The organism is Wenjunlia tyrosinilytica, from assembly GCF_014646055.1.
GTDB classification, from domain to species: Bacteria; Actinomycetota; Actinomycetes; order Streptomycetales; family Streptomycetaceae; genus Wenjunlia; species Wenjunlia tyrosinilytica.
On sequence record NZ_BMMS01000002.1, the window covers coordinates 196,600 to 210,150 of the forward strand.

Genomic DNA, 13,551 nt, shown 5'->3' on the forward strand with positions numbered 1-13,551 from the left:
CCGTACCGGCCCTCGCGCGTCAGACCGCGGCGTGTCGTGCCCGAAGGGCTCTTCGCAGGTCGTCCAGCTGATCCTCGAGCCTTCGGCGCAGCGAGGGCGGTACCTCGTTGTCCTTCAGATGGGCCTCCCCCGCGCGGAGCAGGTCCGGCTCGACGGCGTGCTCGGGGAACCCGAACCGCCCCAGCACCCTGCCCACCGCCTGCCCGCGCCGCTCGGTGGCGGCCAGCGCCTCGTCGAAGTAGAGCGGCACCCACGCGGCGAGCAGCTCCCTCTGCTCGGGCTGCCAGAACCCTTCGGCGGTGGCGGTGAGCAGGTAGTTGGACAGCTCGTCCTCGCGGAACAGCGCCCGCCAGGCGGCGGCCTTGGCGTCGCGGTCGGGCAGGGCCGCCCGGCAGCGGGCCGCGCCCTCGTGCCCGGTCGCGCTGGGGTCGCGTTCCAGCTCCGCGGCGACACGGTCCTCGCCGGCCTCCCCCAGGACGCACAGCCGCAGCAGCACCTTCCACCGCAGCGCCGGGTCCAGCAGCGGGCCGCCGGGCACCGAATCGGCCTCCAGCCAGTCGGCCAGCTCGGCCACCGCCCTCGGCCCCTGGGCGCAGGCGATCATTCCCCGTACGGCGGTCAGCCGCAGCCCCTCGTCCGAGCCGTCCTCCGTCCGGCGCAGGATCCGGCGGCACACCCCGGTCAGCTCGGCGAGCGCGTCGGCGCGCCGCTCGGGCGGCAGGTAGCGGTCGGCGACCTGGTGACGGGAGAACTCCAGCACCGTCTCGACGATCGCCACCACGGGCTCGTTCGGAAGGTGCCGGACGACGAGCTCGATGAAGGCGCTCGCGGGCAGCTCCGCGTCACGGACCATGTCCCGCGCGGCGGTCCACAGCACGGCCCTGGACAGCGGGGCCTCGACGGTGCCGAGCGACTCGGTGACGGCGTGCCACGACCCTTCGTCGAAGCGGACCTTGGCGTAGGTGAGGTCGCCGTCGTTGAGCAGGAGCAGGTCGGGGCGGGGTTCGGGGGCGATGAGGGTGCCCTTGTGGCCCTGCTCGACGTCGAGCGGCACCACTTCGCGCAGCGCGAGGCCGCCGTCCCCGTCGCGGTCGTAGAGGCCGGCGCGGATGCGGTGCGGGCGCCGCACGTCTGCGCTCTCGGCCTCGGGGCGCAGCGTGTCCACGCCGGTGGTGCGCAGCCAGCTCTCGGCCCAGCCGTGCACATCGCGTCCGCTGGCGGAGGCGAGCGCGTCGAGGAAGTCGGCGAGGGTGGCGTTGCCGTAGCGGTGGCGGGAGAAGTGCTCATTGATCCCGGCGAGGAAGGCGTCGCGGCCGAGCCAGGCGACGAGCTGCCGCACGGCGGAGGCGCCCTTGGCGTAGGAGATCCCGTCGAAGTTCAGCAGTGCCTCGGCGGTGTCGTCGACGCGCTCGGGAGCCACCGGGTGGGTGTTGGCGCGCTGGTCGGCGTCGTAGCCCCAGGACTTGCGGCGCACGCCGAACGCGGTCCAGGTCTGCTCGAATCGCGTGGCCTCGCTGATGATCTGCTGGCCCATGTACTCGGCGAAGGACTCGTTCAGCCACAGGTCGTCCCACCAGCGCATGGTGACCAGGTCGCCGAACCACATGTGCGCCATCTCGTGCGCGATGACGATGGCCCGCTCCTCGCGCTGGGTGTCGGTGACGGCCGAGCGGAAGACGAACTCGTCGCGGAAGGTCACACAGCCCGGGTTCTCCATGGCGCCCCAGTTGAACTCGGGGACGAACGCCTGGTCGTAGGAGCCGAACGGGTACCGCTCGTCGAATATCTCGTGGTAGCGGTCGAAGCACCGGCGGGTGATCCGGAGTATCTCCTCGGCGTCGTCCTCGAGGTGGCGGGCGAGGGAGCGGCGGCAGTAAAGGCCGAGCGGGATGCCGTCGTGCTCCGAGCGCACCGCGTGGTACGGACCGGCGACCACCGCGGCCAGGTAGGTGGAGATGGGCGGGGTGGCGGTGAACTCCCAGCGGCCCGGCCGCACCTGCTCGCCGACGCCGTTGCTGAGCACCGTCCAGTCCTCGGGAGCCGTCACCGCGACCTCGAACACGGCCTTGAGGTCGGGCTGGTCGAACGCCGCGAAGACCCGCTGCGCCTCGTCGAGGGCGCACGCGCTGTAGAGGTAGGTCTCGCCGTCGACGGGGTCGGTGAAGCGGTGCATGCCCTCGCCGGTGTGCGAGTAGCGCATCTCGGCCTCGACGACGAGTTCGTTGTCCGCGGCGAGGTCGTCGAGCGGCAGCCGGTTTTCGGCAAGGGCTGCCGGGTCGAGCTCGCGCCCGTTGAGGACGGCCCGGCGCAGCGCCTCGGGCTTGATCTCGATGAATGTCGAGCCGCCCGGTTCCGCGCACCCGAAGCGGACCCTGGTGGCGCACCCGAAGACCTCGCCCCCTCGGGTCAGATCCACGTCGATCGAGTAGGAGCGGACGTCAAGGAGGCGAGCGCGGGTCTGCGCCTCGGCGCGCGTGAGTGCAGGCATGGGGCTCATGCTGCCTCATCACGCGCCGCCCCATACAGCTCATGGATCACCTGGTCGGAGCCGTGAAGGCTGCCTGGGCGGACCCTTGCGAAAGGAAAGTACGATTCCGTATATTCCGAAATCGTGAATACCGAATCCGTACCGACCGGCGTACCCGGGACCCCCGCCGAGTCGCCGCTGCTGTCGCTCCAGCGGGCGACGCACGCCACGCTGCAGGTGCTCGCCGCCGAGCTCGCGGACCTCGACCTGACCGCCTCGGAGAGCAACGCCCTGGCGAATCTCGCCGACGGCCGGGGCCGCACCGTCTCCGAGCTCGGCGCGGCGGTCGGCACCCGCCCCACCACGCTGACCGGCGTCCTCGACCGGCTGGAGCGGCGGGGGCACATCACCCGCGGCGCCCGCGCCGGGGACCGCAGGGCCGTGCTGATCGAACTGACGCCTTCCGGACGCGAGACCGCGGCCGCGATCCGGCGGACGGTGGCGGAGCTGGAAGAGCGGGCGCTGGGCGGGCTGCCCGAGGAGGCGGTGGCCGGCTTCCTCACCGTGCTGCGGGCGCTGACGGGAGTTTCGGCGCGACCCGCGCGACCCGCGCGACCCGCGCGACCGGCGGGGACGAGGGGGGCGACGGGGGCGACGGGGGCGACGGGGGCGACGGGATGAGCTTCGACGAGCTGCTGGAGCGGGCCACGCAGGGCAGTGGGCGATTCGGCCACCGCGAGCATGTCCATCTGACCTGGCTGGCCGTGCGGCGGCATGGCACCCTCGCCGCGATCGAGGTGGTCGCCGACGGCATCCGGCGCACCGCCCGCTACGCCGGGGCGCCCCAGAAGTACCACGCGACCATGAGCCGCGCCTGGGTGGAGCTGGTGGGTCACCACGCCGAGGCGGACGCGGCCAACGGCACGGCGGAGGACGGCACGGCGGAGGACAGCAGCGAGACGGACCCGGGCGGGCCCGCGGACCGGGACGGGGACAGAGGCCGGGACGGGGACAGGGGCCGGAACCGGGACGAGGGCGGCGGCGGAGACGGGGGCGAGGACCGGAACCGGGACGAGGGCGGCGGCGGAGACGGGGGCGGGGACCGGGGCGGGGGCGAGGCAGACGGCGACACCTTCGACGCCTTCGCCGAACGCCATCCCGCCCTGCTCGACAAGCGCCTGCTCAGCCGCTTCTACCACTCGTCGACGCTGGCCCTCCCCCGGGCCAGGACCGGCTGGGTCACTCCGGACCGGGCTCCGTTCCCGTGGGCGGACCGGCGTCCGCCAGCTCCGCGATGACCTGGGCATGGCACGGCAGCGGCAGGCACCAGCACCCCAGCCTGCGGCCACGCAGCCCCGGAAGGAGCTCGAGCAGCTCCGGCCGGGCGAGCAGCCAGTCCCGGTACTTCTCGACGATCTCCTCGCGGCTTCCGTCGGGGCCGGGGCGGAAGGGGTTGGCGAGCGGGGAGCCCTCCAGGTGCCAGCCGCCGCGGTGCATCGGACGCCCGACGTAGACGACGTCGTCGTAGTCGGGGTCGTCCCGGTGCCCCTTGAGATTGACGACCGTTGTGGGCCGCTCGGGCGGCGCCGGTTCGTTCATGTCCTCGCTCCTCCTGGTGAGTGCGGCTTGCGGCGGGAAGCCCCGCCCGGTCCGGCCGGACCGGGGCAGGGCGTGGCCACCCTCAGGGAAGCTTCGCCGCGAGCACGCCGACCGGCCGGATGTCCGGTGCCGAGGCCAGCATGGTCGGCGCCGCCTCCATGAGGGCCGCCGCGATCCTGCCCTGAAGGTGGCTCGTGCGGCCCTGCTCGTCATCGAAGGTGTCGAAGACCCCGAAGACCGTCTCGCTCTCCCGGAACGCGTACCAGGTGACCGTGAACTCCTCCTGGCGGGCGAGCTCCAGCGCGCCCTTCAGCAGGGCCTCGACCGCGGCGGCGTGCTCGGGCTTGGCTTCGATCCGGGCCAGCAGGCCGAGTTGCGTCATGACGACTCCATGGGTGGTGGTGATCGGAACACCCCGAACCTATGGCCGCGGGCGGCCTCCCCTTAAGTGTCGCAACCGGCGCGTCAGATACCGTTTCCGCCATGCGCATAGCCGTCCTGGCGCTCGATGGCGTCTTCGACTCCGGTCTCGCCTCCGTCCTCGACGTCCTCAAGGGCGCCAATGACATGCGCGGCGAGCTTCCGCAGCCACCGCCCGCCTGGGAGGTCGAGACCGTGGGGTTCCACCGCCGGGTGCGCACGGGCGCCGGCCATGTGGTCCACACCGCCCCGGTCGCGGGCTCCTGCGGGGCGGACCTCCTGCTCGTACCGGCGATCGCCGAGCGCCGTCCGGAGGCACTGGTCGAGGCCGTGTCCGGGTCCGGCTACGCCTCCGCGCGGCGGCTCATCGCCGACACCCTCGACGGCGGGACGCCGGTGGCCTCCGCCTGCACCGGGACATTCCTGCTGGCCGAGGCGGGAGTGCTGGACGGACGGCAGGCGACGACGAGTTGGTGGCTCGCGCCGCTCCTGCGGATGCGCTACCCGGCGGTGACCGTGGACGAGACCCGCATGGTGGCCTACTGCGACGGGGTGACGACGGCGGGGGCGGCCTTCGGCCATGTCGATCTTGCCCTGGCGCTGATCAGGTCACGCAGCCCTGCCCTGGCGGAGCTGGTGGCGCGCTACCTGGTCCTGGACGAGCGGCCCTCCCAGGCGGCTTACACCATCCCCAGCGCCCTCGCCCAGCACGACCCCACCGTCTCGGCCTTCGAGCGCTGGGCGCGCACGCATCTCGACCAGCCGCTGAACGTCGCGGAGGCGGCCCGTGCGCTGGGCCTCAGCGAACGCACCCTCCAGCGGGCGGTCCGCCGGACCCTCGGCACCTCCCCCGTGCGCTTCGTCCAGGACCTGCGGGTCGAGCAGGCCTCCCACCTGCTGCGCACCACCGATCTGCCCCTGGACTCCATCGCCCGCAGAGTCGGCTACGAGAACGCCAACACCCTGCGGATCCTCCTGCGGCAGCGCACGGGGAGCACGGCGGGAGCGCTGCGCAGGGGCTGACGCCGCAGGGCGGAGCGGCTCGTACGGAGCGGCTCGTATAGCGTGGCGGCATGTTCGTGATCTCGCTCACCTACCGCGTCCCGCTCGACCAGGTCGAACAGCACTTCGCCGACCACATGGCCTGGGTCGAGCGGCACTACGCCGAGGGCCGCTTCCTCGCCTCCGGCCGCAAGGTGCCCCGCACGGGAGGGGTGATCCTCGCGGTGGGCGCGGACCGGGAGGAGATCGAGGCGATCGTGGCCGAGGATCCCTTCGTCCTCGCCGCGGTGGCCGACGTCGGCATCACCGAGCTCCAGGTGACCCGCACCTCCCCCGGACTCGAGGCGCTGAAGGGCTAGCGCCGCGGGGCCGCTCGGCAGCGCCGCGAGTGCGGGCGGCTCGGAACCGAGGGACCGTCAGTCGAGCCAGGCGCTGGTGAGCCCGAGCGTCGCCGAGCCGTCGAGGTCGGTGAGCTTGGTGCCGTTGAAGCCGCGGGCCCACTGCGAGGTCTGGATACGGAAGGCGGGCCGCTCGGCGGTCAGCGCCTCCAGGATGGGCTCGGCGGCCTGGTCCGGGGTCTGCGCGCCGCTGGAGAACTGCCCGGTGGTGCGGGTGATGTAGGCCTGGAGCGAAGGCGCGTAGGGTCCGGCCGCGCCGACCGCCTCCGCCGCGTCGATGCCGACATTGGCGACGAACTCGCTGGCCACGGCTCCCGGCTCGACGACGGACACGGTGACGCCGACGCGAGCGGCCACGGGGGCCAGGCTCTCCATGAAGCCCTCCACGGCGAACTTCGAGGCGCAGTACGCCTCGTTGAACGGCTGGCCGATGACGCCGCCGACGCTGGTCACGGTGATCAGACGGCCCCCGCTCGCGCGCAGGTGCGGCAGAGCGGCCTTGGTGACCTGGACGACGCCGAAGAAGTTGACCTCCATGACCTGGCGGACGTCGTCCACGGTCTCGTTCTCGATGGTGCCGACGTGTCCGGCGCCCGCGTTGTTGACCACGGCGTCGAGGCGTCCGTAGTCGGCGACCACGCTGTCGACGGCCGCGGCGACCGAGGCGGCGTCGGTGACGTCGAGCCGGCGGATGTCCAGCTCCACCCCCGCCGTCTCGGCGGCCTTGCGCAGCGCGTCGGCGCGGCCGGTGTCGCGCAGCGTCGCCACCGTCCGCATGCCGGCGCGGGCCGAGGCCACGGCGGCGGCCAGGCCGATGCCGGAGGAGGTGCCGGTGATCAGGACGACCTTGTCAGTCATGGGTGTACCTCTCGTCAAGCCCCGAGCTCGAAGCACTCGGAAATGCGTGTGTGCACACACACTATCTATGTGTGCGCACACACGCAACCCGATATGCTCGTCATATGCCGACCAGCAAGCTGTCCCAGAAGGAGATGTCCCTGGCGGATCACGCCTTCTACGGCCTGGTCTGGGCGGGAACGACTCTCAGCGAGCGCGTGGACCGCGCGCTGTCGAAGGCCCATGACCTGCCGGTGTCCTGGTTCGAGGTGATGCTCTGGCTCTCCTCGCAGGACGAACCGGTCCCGGCCTCCGTGCTGGGCAACAGCACCATGCTCAGCCGCAGCCAGGTCTCCCGCGTCCTCGACGCCCTCCAGGAGCGCGGCCTGGTCACCCGCACCCCTTCTCCCCGTGACGCCCGCTCCGTCGAGGTCGCCCTCACCCCGGCGGGCCGCCGCCTCTTCGCCGAGGCCGACGCCACGCGCCGCGCCTGCCTGGCCCCCGTCTTCGGGGACGTCCTGGACGAGGCCGACCTCCAGGCCCTGACCGAGGTCTGGCGCAAGCTCAAGCAGCACAGGAACGCCTGACGCCGCGGCGGCGCAGCGGGCGGTACTTCCGGGCAGTACTTCCGGGCGGTACTTCCAGGCAGTACCTCCGGGCGGCACTCCCGCGCGACACCCCGTACAACGCCCGATGCCCGCCTCCCCTGTCGGGGAAGCGGGCATCACCGGCTTCGGGCTCAGACCATCAGCGGCCGGTCCGTCGGGCGGACCGGGGACGGCAGCGCCGTCCCACCGCTGAGGAAGCGGTCGACGGCGGCCGCCGCCGAGCGCCCCTCGGCGATGGCCCACACGATCAGCGACTGGCCGCGCCCGGCGTCGCCCGCCACGAAGACCCCGGGGACGTTCGTGGCGAACTCACCGTCACGGGCCACATTGCCGCGGCCGTCCAGCTCCAGGCCGAGCTGCTCGATCATCCCGCTGCCCTTCTCGGGGCCGACGAAGCCCATGGCGAGGGTGACCAACTGCGCCGGGATGGAGCGCTCGCTGCCCGCAACGGGCTCGAACCTGCCGTCCTTGAACTCCACCTCCACCAGGTGCAAGGACTGGACATTGCCGTCCTCGTCGCCCTCGAAGTGGGTCGTGGAGACGGCGTAGACCCGCTCGCCGCCCTCCTCGTGGGCGGAGGTGACCTTGTAGGTCATCGGGTAGGTCGGCCAGGGCTGGCCGGCCGGGCGCTCGTCGCCGGGACGCGGCATGATCTCCAGCTGGGTGACCGAGGCCGCGCCCTGGCGGTGGGCGGTGCCCACGCAGTCCGCGCCGGTGTCGCCGCCGCCGATGACCACGACGTGCTTGCCCTCCGCCGTGATCGGCGGGGTGACGAAGTCGCCCTCCTGCACCTTGTTGGCCAGGGGCAGGTACTCCATGGCCTGGTGGACGCCGTTGAGCTCCCGGCCGGGCACGGGCAGGTCGCGCCAGGCGGTGGCACCGGCGGCGATGACGACGGCGTCGTAGCGCTTGCGCAGCTTGGCCGCGTCGATGTCGGTGCCGATCTGCACACCGGTGCGGAACTTGGTCCCCTCCGCGCGCATCTGCTCGATACGGCGGTTGATGTGCCGCTTCTCCATCTTGAACTCGGGGATGCCGTACCGCAGCAGCCCGCCGATGCGGTCGGCGCGCTCGTAGACCGCGACGGTGTGGCCGGCGCGGGTCAGCTGCTGGGCGGCGGCCAGGCCCGCGGGCCCGGAGCCGATGACGGCGACGGTCTTGCCGGACAGGCGCTCCGGGGGCTGCGGGGTGACGTCCCCGCTCTCCCACGCCTTGTCGATGATGGAGACCTCGACGTTCTTGATGGTCACCGGGTCCTGGTTGATGCCCAGCACACAGGCGGTCTCGCAGGGGGCGGGGCACAGGCGCCCGGTGAACTCGGGGAAGTTGTTGGTCGCGTGCAGCCGCTCGCTCGCGCCCTTCCAGTCGTCGCGCCAGGCCAGGTCGTTCCACTCGGGGATGAGGTTCCCGAGCGGGCAGCCCTGGTGGCAGAACGGGATGCCGCAGTCCATGCAGCGGCCGGCCTGCTTGGTGATGATCGGCAGGAGGCCGCCGGGGACGTAGACCTCGTTCCAGTCCTTCACCCGCTCGTCGACCGGACGCCGGTCGCAGAGCTGCCGCCCGGTGGTCAGGAAGCCCTTCGGGTCAGCCATGTGCCGCCTCCATCATCTTCTCAACGGTCTCGGACTCGGAGAGTCCGGCTCGCTCGGCGGCGTCCTTGGCGGCGAGCACGGCCTTGTAGTCGGTCGGGATGACCTTGGAGAAACGCCGGGCGGCGGCCGCCCAGTCGGCGAGGAGTGCTTCGGCGACGGTGGAGCCGGTCTCCTCGTGGTGGCGGCGCACCACGTCGTGCAGCCATCCGTTGTCGTCCTCGTCGAGCGGTTCGACGCCGACCATGCCGGTGTTGACGCGGTCGGTGTCGAGGTCCACGACGAACGCGATACCGCCGGACATGCCGGCCGCGAAGTTGCGTCCGGTCTCGCCCAGGACGACCGCGCGCCCGCCGGTCATGTACTCGCAGCCGTGGTCACCGACGCCCTCGGCGACCACCGTGGCGCCGGAGTTGCGGACGCAGAAGCGCTCGCCGACCCGTCCGCGAAGGAAGATCTCGCCGGAGGTCGCACCGTAGGCGATGGTGTTGCCCGCGATGGTGGAGTACTCGGCCAGGTGGTCGGCGCCGCGGTCGGGGCGCACGACGAGCCGTCCTCCGGACAGTCCCTTGCCGACGTAGTCGTTGGCGTCGCCCTCGAGGCGCAGGGTGACACCGCGGGGCACGAACGCCCCGAAGGACTGGCCGGCCGAGCCGGTGAAGGTGATGTCGATGGTGTCGTCGGGCAGTCCCGTGCCGCCGTAGCGCCTGGTCACCTCGTGGCCGAGCATGGTGCCGACCGTGCGGTTGATGTTGCGGATCGGCAGCTGCGCGCGGACCGGGGCGGCCTCCTCGGGGGTGTCGGCGGCGAGCGCGTCGGCGGCGAGCTTGATCAGCTCGTTGTCGAGCGCCTTGGCCAGGCCGTGGTCCTGCTCGGTGGTGCGGTGCAGGGCCGCGCCCTCCGGCAGGTCCGGGACGTGCAGGAGCGGGGCCAGGTCCATGCCCTGGGCCTTCCAGTGGTTCACCGCGCGGTCCGCGTCGATGAGCTCGGCGTGGCCGACGGCCTCCTCCAGGGTCCGGAAGCCCAGCTCGGCGAGGATCTCGCGCACTTCTTCGGCGATGAACTCGAAGAAGTTGACGACGAACTCGGCCTTGCCGGTGTACCGCTCGCGCAGGACCGGGTTCTGGGTGGCGATGCCGACCGGGCAGGTGTCCAGGTGGCACACGCGCATCATCACGCAGCCGGAGACCACCAGCGGGGCGGTGGCGAAGCCGAACTCCTCGGCGCCGAGCAGCGCGGCGACGACCACGTCACGGCCGGTCTTGAGCTGCCCGTCGGTCTGGACGACGATGCGGTCGCGCAGCCCGTTGAGGAGCAGGGTCTGCTGCGTCTCGGCGAGGCCGAGCTCCCAGGGGCCGCCCGCGTGCTTGAGCGAGGTGAGCGGCGAGGCGCCGGTGCCGCCGTCGTGGCCGGAGATGAGCACGACGTCCGCGTGGGCCTTGGACACACCCGCCGCGACCGTGCCGACACCGACCTCGGAGACCAGCTTCACATGGATGCGGGCGGCCGGGTTGGCGTTCTTCAGGTCGTGGATGAGCTGGGCGAGGTCCTCGATGGAGTAGATGTCGTGGTGCGGCGGCGGCGAGATGAGGCCGACGCCGGGGGTGGAGTGCCGGGTGCCGGCGATCCAGGGGTAGACCTTGTGGCCGGGCAGCTGCCCGCCCTCACCGGGCTTGGCGCCCTGGGCCATCTTGATCTGGATGTCGTCGGCGTTGACCAGGTACTCGCTGGTGACGCCGAAGCGGCCGGAGGCGACCTGCTTGATCGCGGAGCGGCGCGCCGGGTCGTAGAGGCGGTCCGCGTCCTCGCCGCCCTCGCCGGTGTTGGACTTGGCGCCCAGCTGGTTCATGGCGATGGCGAGCGTCTCGTGGGCCTCGCGCGAGATCGACCCGTAGGACATGGCGCCCGTGGAGAACCGCTTGACGATCTCGCCGACCGGCTCCACCTCGTCGATGGAGATGGGCGCGCGGGCGCCGTCCTTGAAGCGGAACAGCCCGCGCAGGGTCATCAGGCGCTCGGCCTGCTCGTTCACCCGGGACGTGTACTGCTTGAAGATGTCGTAGCGGCGCGAGCGGGTGGCGTGCTGGAGCCGGAAGACGGTGTCCGGGTCGAACAGGTGCGGCTCGCCCTCGCGGCGCCACTGGTACTCGCCGCCGATGTCGAGGCGGCGGTGGGTGGCCACGATGCCGCCGGCGGGGTACGCCTTGGCGTGCCGGGCGGCGACCTCCTGGGCGATCACGTCGAGTCCGGCGCCGCCGAGCTTGGTGGTGGTGCCGTGGAAGTAGCGGTCCACGAAGGCCTGCTCGAGGCCTATGGCCTCGAAGACCTGGGCGCCGCGGTAGGAGGCGACGGTGGAGATGCCCATCTTGGACATGACCTTGAGCACGCCCTTGCCGAGCGCCTTGATCAGGTTCCGGATGGCCTGCTCGGCCTCGATGCCCGTCAGGAAGGTGTTCTCGCGGACGAGGTCCTCGACGGACTCCATGGCCAGGTACGGGTTGACGGCGGCCGCTCCGTAGCCGATCAGCAGGGCCACGTGGTGCACCTCGCGGACGTCGCCGGCCTCGACGATCAGGCCGACGTGGCTGCGCTGCTTGGTGCGGATGAGGTGGTGGTGGACCGCCGAGGTCAGCAGCAGCGACGGGATCGGTGCGTGCTCGGCGTCGGAGTGCCGGTCGGACAGCACGATCAGGCGGGCGCCGCCCGCGATGGCGGTGTCGGCCTCCGAGCAGATGGCGTCCAGCCGCTCGGCCAGCGCCTCGCCGCCGCCGGAGACCCGGTAGAGGCCGGACAGCGTCACCGCGGTCAGGCCGGGCATGTCGCCGTCGGCGTTGATGTGGATGAGCTTGGCGAGCTCGTCGTTGTCGATCACCGGGAACGGCATGGTCACATTGCGGCAGGACGCCGGGGTGGGCAGCAGGAGGTTCTGCTGGGGGCCCACGGCGGAGACCAGCGAGGTGACCAGCTCCTCGCGGATGGCGTCCAGCGGCGGGTTGGTGACCTGCGCGAACAGCTGGGTGAAGTAGTCGAACAGCAGCCGCGGCCGTGAGGACAGGGCGGCGATGGGGCTGTCGGTGCCCATGGACCCGATGGGCTCGGCGCCCGCCTTGGCCATCGGGGTCAGCAGGATCCGCAGCTCCTCCTCGGTGTAGCCGAAGGTCTGCTGGCGGCGGGTGACCGAGGCGTGGGTGTGCACGATGTGCTCGCGCTCGGGCAGCTCGTCCATGTGGATGAGCCCGGCTTCCAGCCAGTCGGCGTACGGGTTCTCGGCGGCGAGCCCGGCCTTGATCTCGTCGTCCTCGACGATGCGGTGCTCGGCGGTGTCCACCAGGAACATCCTGCCGGGCTGAAGGCGGCCCTTGCGGACCACGTTGGCGGGGTCGATGTCGAGGACTCCGACCTCGGAGGACAGCACGACCAGGCCGTCGTCGGTGACCCAGTAGCGGCCGGGGCGCAGACCGTTGCGGTCCAGGACCGCGCCCACGAGGGTGCCGTCGGTGAACGTGACGCACGCCGGGCCGTCCCAGGGCTCCATCAGCGTGGAGTGGTACCGGTAGAACGCGCGGCGGGCCGGGTCCATGGAGTCGTGGTTCTCCCACGCCTCCGGGATCATCATCAGGACGCTGTGGGGCAGCGAGCGGCCGCCGAGGTGCAGCAGCTCCAGGACCTCGTCGAACGACGCGGAGTCGGAGGCGCCCGGGGTGCAGATCGGGAAGAGGCGCTCGAGGTCGCCCTTGATCAGGTCGGTGGCGAGCTGGGACTCGCGGGTGCGCATCCAGTTGCGGTTGCCGATGACGGTGTTGATCTCACCGTTGTGCGCCACGAACCGGTAGGGGTGCGCGAGCGGCCAGCTCGGGAAGGTGTTGGTGGAGAACCGCGAGTGCACCAGGGCGATCGCGGAGGCGAACCGCCGGTCCGACAGGTCCGGGAAGAACGGCTCGAGCTGCCCGGTGGTCAGCATGCCCTTGTAGACGATGGTGCGGGCCGACAGCGACGGGAAGTAGACGTCGGCCTCGCGCTCGGCGCGCTTGCGCAGCGCGAAGGCGATCCGGTCCAGGTCCAGGCCCGTCCGCTCGCCGTCGGCGTCCGCCACGAAGAGCTGGGCGAAGCGCGGCATGGTGGAGCGGGCCGTGGCACCCAGCATCTCGGGCGCGGTCGGCAGCTCGCGCCAGCCGAGGACGGTCAGCTTCTCCTCGGCGGCGATGCGCTCGATGGCGGCGGTGGCGCCGGCGTGGGCGTCCGCGTCCACGGGCAGGAAGCCGATGCCGACGGCGTAGGCGCCGACGGCGGGAAGTTCGAAGGAGACGGTCTCGCGAAGGAACGCGTCCGGGATCTGGACGAGGATTCCGGCACCGTCACCGGAATCCGGCTCGGAGCCGGTGGCGCCGCGGTGCTCGAGATTGCGCAGCACCGTCAGTGCCTGCTCCACGAGCCCGTGGCCGGCCTCGCCGCTGAGGTGCGCCACAAAGCCGACACCGCAGGCGTCGTGCTCGTTGCGGGGGTCGTACATTCCCTGAGGGGCAGGGCGCCCGTCCATGTGGGCGCGCCCGGAGAAGTGCTCGGGCGCGGAGTGCGTGGACGCGGAATGCATCGGCTCTCCCGTCGTCGTCATGGCATATGCCTTTGGCGTA

11 protein-coding genes are annotated in these 13,551 nt (G+C 72.0%); 5 read left to right on the forward strand and 6 right to left on the reverse strand.

All coding sequences use genetic code 11. The features are described from left to right. Positions 1-19: 19 nt before the first annotated feature. Entirely contained in the window at positions 20-2,488 is a 2,469-nt protein-coding gene (gene pepN, locus IEY86_RS03095; protein WP_189129906.1) for an aminopeptidase N, read from the reverse strand. Between the two features lie 123 nt (positions 2,489-2,611). Here pepN and IEY86_RS03100 point away from each other — a divergent pair, with 123 nt between their 5' ends. Both IEY86_RS03100 and IEY86_RS36130 read left to right on the forward strand, forming a co-directional pair. After that, a complete protein-coding gene (locus tag IEY86_RS03100; protein ID WP_229698113.1) occupies positions 2,612-3,148 on the forward strand; it encodes a MarR family winged helix-turn-helix transcriptional regulator in 537 nt (178 codons plus the stop codon). After that, positions 3,145-3,765, forward strand: coding sequence for a hypothetical protein (locus IEY86_RS36130; protein ID WP_229698114.1), 621 nt, complete (start codon positions 3,145-3,147; stop codon positions 3,763-3,765). The genes IEY86_RS03100 and IEY86_RS36130 overlap by 4 nt, the downstream gene beginning before the upstream one ends. On the opposite strand, the gene IEY86_RS03110 is transcribed toward IEY86_RS36130, so the two are convergent. Continuing rightward, the gene (locus IEY86_RS03110) at positions 3,707-4,066 is read right to left on the reverse strand and encodes a DUF4326 domain-containing protein (RefSeq protein ID WP_189129907.1); all 360 of its coding nucleotides are present in this window, start codon (positions 4,064-4,066) and stop codon (positions 3,707-3,709) included. The genes IEY86_RS36130 and IEY86_RS03110 overlap by 59 nt on opposite strands. A gap of 82 nt (positions 4,067-4,148) precedes the next feature. After that, a complete protein-coding gene (locus IEY86_RS03115; RefSeq protein ID WP_189129908.1) occupies positions 4,149-4,448 on the reverse strand; it encodes a putative quinol monooxygenase in 300 nt (99 codons plus the stop codon). Between the two features lie 101 nt (positions 4,449-4,549). Between IEY86_RS03115 and IEY86_RS03120 the strand changes: the two genes are divergently transcribed. Beyond that, the gene (locus IEY86_RS03120; RefSeq protein ID WP_189129909.1) at positions 4,550-5,509 is read left to right on the forward strand and encodes a GlxA family transcriptional regulator; all 960 of its coding nucleotides are present in this window, start codon (positions 4,550-4,552) and stop codon (positions 5,507-5,509) included. 50 nt (positions 5,510-5,559) lie between these two features. Beyond that, entirely contained in the window at positions 5,560-5,847 is a 288-nt protein-coding gene (locus IEY86_RS03125; protein ID WP_189129910.1) for a YciI family protein, read from the forward strand. A 57-nt stretch (positions 5,848-5,904) separates the two neighbouring features. Here the strand turns inward: IEY86_RS03125 and IEY86_RS03130 are convergent, their stop codons facing one another. Continuing rightward, positions 5,905-6,744, reverse strand: a complete 840-nt coding sequence (locus IEY86_RS03130) for an SDR family NAD(P)-dependent oxidoreductase (RefSeq protein ID WP_189129911.1) — start codon at positions 6,742-6,744, stop codon at positions 5,905-5,907. 104 nt (positions 6,745-6,848) lie between these two features. Here IEY86_RS03130 and IEY86_RS03135 point away from each other — a divergent pair, with 104 nt between their 5' ends. Next, complete coding sequence (locus IEY86_RS03135) at positions 6,849-7,310, forward strand: MarR family winged helix-turn-helix transcriptional regulator (protein ID WP_189129912.1); 462 nt, start codon at positions 6,849-6,851, stop codon at positions 7,308-7,310. Positions 7,311-7,462: 152 nt separating this feature from the next. On the opposite strand, the gene IEY86_RS03140 is transcribed toward IEY86_RS03135, so the two are convergent. Then, positions 7,463-8,923 (reverse strand): glutamate synthase subunit beta, encoded by a 1,461-nt coding sequence (locus IEY86_RS03140; RefSeq protein ID WP_189129913.1) that lies wholly within the window; start codon positions 8,921-8,923, stop codon positions 7,463-7,465. Continuing rightward, positions 8,916-13,511 carry a glutamate synthase large subunit gene (gltB, locus tag IEY86_RS03145; protein WP_189130057.1) on the reverse strand — a complete coding sequence of 1,532 codons (4,596 nt, stop codon included), beginning with the start codon at positions 13,509-13,511 and terminating at the stop codon, positions 8,916-8,918. Before gltB ends, IEY86_RS03140 begins: the two co-directional genes overlap by 8 nt. Positions 13,512-13,551 lie beyond the last annotated feature (40 nt).

Coding starts and splice junctions, on each gene's coding strand:
- pepN (WP_189129906.1), bottom strand. CDS start 2,488: ATGCCTGCACTCACGCGCGCCGAGGCGCAGACCCGCGCTCGCCTCCTT.
- IEY86_RS36130 (WP_229698114.1), top strand. CDS start 3,145: ATGAGCTTCGACGAGCTGCTGGAGCGGGCCACGCAGGGCAGTGGGCGA.
- IEY86_RS03110 (WP_189129907.1), bottom strand. CDS start 4,066: ATGAACGAACCGGCGCCGCCCGAGCGGCCCACAACGGTCGTCAATCTC.
- IEY86_RS03115 (WP_189129908.1), bottom strand. CDS start 4,448: ATGACGCAACTCGGCCTGCTGGCCCGGATCGAAGCCAAGCCCGAGCAC.
- IEY86_RS03120 (WP_189129909.1), top strand. CDS start 4,550: ATGCGCATAGCCGTCCTGGCGCTCGATGGCGTCTTCGACTCCGGTCTC.
- IEY86_RS03125 (WP_189129910.1), top strand. CDS start 5,560: ATGTTCGTGATCTCGCTCACCTACCGCGTCCCGCTCGACCAGGTCGAA.
- IEY86_RS03130 (WP_189129911.1), bottom strand. CDS start 6,744: ATGACTGACAAGGTCGTCCTGATCACCGGCACCTCCTCCGGCATCGGC.
- IEY86_RS03135 (WP_189129912.1), top strand. CDS start 6,849: ATGCCGACCAGCAAGCTGTCCCAGAAGGAGATGTCCCTGGCGGATCAC.
- IEY86_RS03140 (WP_189129913.1), bottom strand. CDS start 8,923: ATGGCTGACCCGAAGGGCTTCCTGACCACCGGGCGGCAGCTCTGCGAC.
- gltB (WP_189130057.1), bottom strand. CDS start 13,511: ATGCATTCCGCGTCCACGCACTCCGCGCCCGAGCACTTCTCCGGGCGC.